2 protein-coding genes are annotated in these 2,580 nt (G+C 64.5%); both read left to right on the forward strand.

Annotated features, from left to right (window positions below):
* The coding region (locus tag AC2VLV_RS16415) for a homoserine dehydrogenase (RefSeq protein WP_486990986.1) at positions 1 to 1,304 on the forward strand (1,304 nt) is incomplete at its 5' end.
* On the forward strand, positions 1,304 to 2,580 hold a 1,277-nt coding region (gene thrC / locus AC2VLV_RS16420), incomplete at its 3' end, for a threonine synthase (protein ID WP_486990987.1). The genes AC2VLV_RS16415 and thrC, both read left to right, overlap by 1 nt.

A 2,580-nucleotide genomic window follows, 5' to 3' on the forward strand; every position in this document is an offset into this window, starting at 1 on the left:
CTTTACAGATTGCCCTTCTCGGCGCGGGCACCGTCGCCAGCGGTGTGGTCAAGGTGCTGGCGCGCAACCAGGAAGAGCTGCAGCGACGCGCCGGGCGCGGCATTGCCATCGCGGCGATTGCCGCGCGCAACCCCGACAAGGCGCGCGCCGCTCTGGGTGAAGCCTTGCCCATCACCACGGACTTCATGGCCCTGGCGACCCGGCCCGACATCGACATCGTGGTCGAACTCATGGGGGGCATCAACCCGGCGCGCGAGCTGGTGCTGGCGGCCATCGCAGCGGGCAAGCATGTGGTGACGGCGAACAAGGCCTTGCTGGCGATGCACGGCAACGAAATCTTCGCCGCGGCGCAGGCCAAGGGCGTGATGGTGGCCTTCGAGGCGGCGGTGGCCGGCGGCATTCCCATCATCAAGGCGGTGCGTGAAGGGCTGGCAGGCAATCGCATCGAATGGATCGCGGGCATCATCAACGGCACGACCAACTTCATCCTGTCCGAGATGCGCGACAAAGGGCTGGATTTCGCCTCCGTGCTCAAGCAGGCGCAGGCGCTGGGCTACGCCGAAGCCGATCCGACCTTCGATATCGAAGGTGTGGACGCTGCGCATAAAGCCACCATTCTCTGCGCCATCGCCTTCGGCGTGCCGGTGCAATTCGACAAGGCCTATGTCGAGGGCATCACCGCGCTGCAGGCGGCCGACATTCGTTACGCCGAGCAACTCGGCTATCGCATCAAGCTGCTGGGCATCACCAAGCACACCGGTGAGGGCATCGAGTTGCGCGTGCATCCCACCCTGATTCCAGCCACGCGTCTGATCGCCAATGTCGAAGGCGCGATGAATGCGGTGGTGGTGCAGGGCGACGCGGTCGGCCCCACGCTGTATTACGGCAAGGGCGCGGGCTCTGAGCCGACCGCCTCCGCCGTCATCGCCGACCTGGTGGATGTGACCCGGCTGCATACCGCCGACCCCGAACACCGCGTGCCGCATCTGGCCTTCCAGCCCGATGCGATGAGCGATTCTCCCATCCTGCCGATGGATCGGGTGGTGACCGCCTACTACCTGCGCCTGCGCGTGGCCGATCAGACCGGGGTGCTGGCCGACCTTACCCGCATCCTGGCGGATGAAGGCATTTCCATCGACGGCCTCATTCAGCGCGAGGCCGGGGAAGGCGAGCATCAGACCGACCTCATCATCCTCACGCATGACACCGTCGAGTCGCGCATGAACACCGCCATCGGCCGCATGCAGACCCTGCCCAGCGTGCACGCGCCCATCGTGCGGATTCGTAAAGAGGAGTTGCGCTGATGCGTTATCTGAGTACCCGTGGCGAGTCCGCGACCCGAGGTTTTTCCGACATCCTGCTCGAAGGGCTGGCGCCCGATGGCGGGCTCTATCTGCCCGAACACTATCCGCAGATCGATAGCGCCACGCTGGCGCAATGGCGCGGGCTGTCCTATGCCGATCTGGCTTTTGAGATTCTGTCGCGTTTCATCACCGACATTCCGGCTGACGATCTGCGTGCGCTGATCGCCAAGACCTACACGTCCGAGGTGTTCGGCGGCCATGCCGAGATCGTGCCGCTCAAACCGTTGAAGGGCGATCCGGGCATGGCGCTGCTGGGACTGTCCGAAGGGCCCACGCTGGCCTTCAAGGACATGGCCATGCAGTTGCTCGGCCATCTGTTCGAGTACGCGCTCGCCCGCCAGCACAGCGAGCTCAACATCTTCGGCGCGACCTCGGGCGATACCGGCAGCGCGGCCGAATATGCCATGCGCGGCAAGCGCGGCATTCGCGTGTTCATGCTTTCGCCCTTCGGCAAGATGAGCGCGTTCCAGACCGCGCAGATGTATTCGCTGGCCGACGCCAATATCCACAACATCGCGGTGCAGGGCGTGTTCGACGATGCGCAGGACATGGTCAAGGCCGTCTCCAACGATCTCGACTTCAAGCGCCGCTGGCGCATCGGCACCGTCAACTCCATCAACTGGGCGCGGCTCGCGGCGCAGATCGTCTATTACTTCGCCGGCTACTTCCAGGCCACGCGCAGCAACGACGAGCAGGTGAGCTTCACTGTGCCGTCGGGCAACTTCGGCAATATCTGCGCCGGGCATGTGGCACGCATGATGGGTCTGCCGATCCGCAAGCTGGTGCTGGCCACGAACGAGAACAACGTGCTCGACGAGTTCTTCCGCACCGGCGTCTACCGTCCGCGCAAGTCGGCTGAGACGCATCACACCTCCAGCCCGTCGATGGACATCTCGAAGGCCTCGAATTTCGAGCGCTTCATCTTCGATCTGCTCGGGCGAGATGCCTCGCGCGTCCATTCGCTGTTCGCGGGCGAACTGCCAAGCAAGGGTTTTTTCGACCTCTCGGCCGATCCTGCGTTTGCCAGAATTGCGACCGACTACGGCTTCGCCTCGGGCAGCAGCACCCATGCCGACCGGCTCGCCACCATCCGCAGCGTGTGGCAGGGCAGCGAACGGCTGATCGACACCCATACCGCCGACGGCGTGAAAGTGGCGCGCGAACATAGTCAGCCGGGCGTGCCCATGCTGGTGCTCGAAACGGCGCTGGCCGCCAA

The sequence above is a fragment of the Thiomonas sp. TH-17 genome, assembly GCF_057473305.1.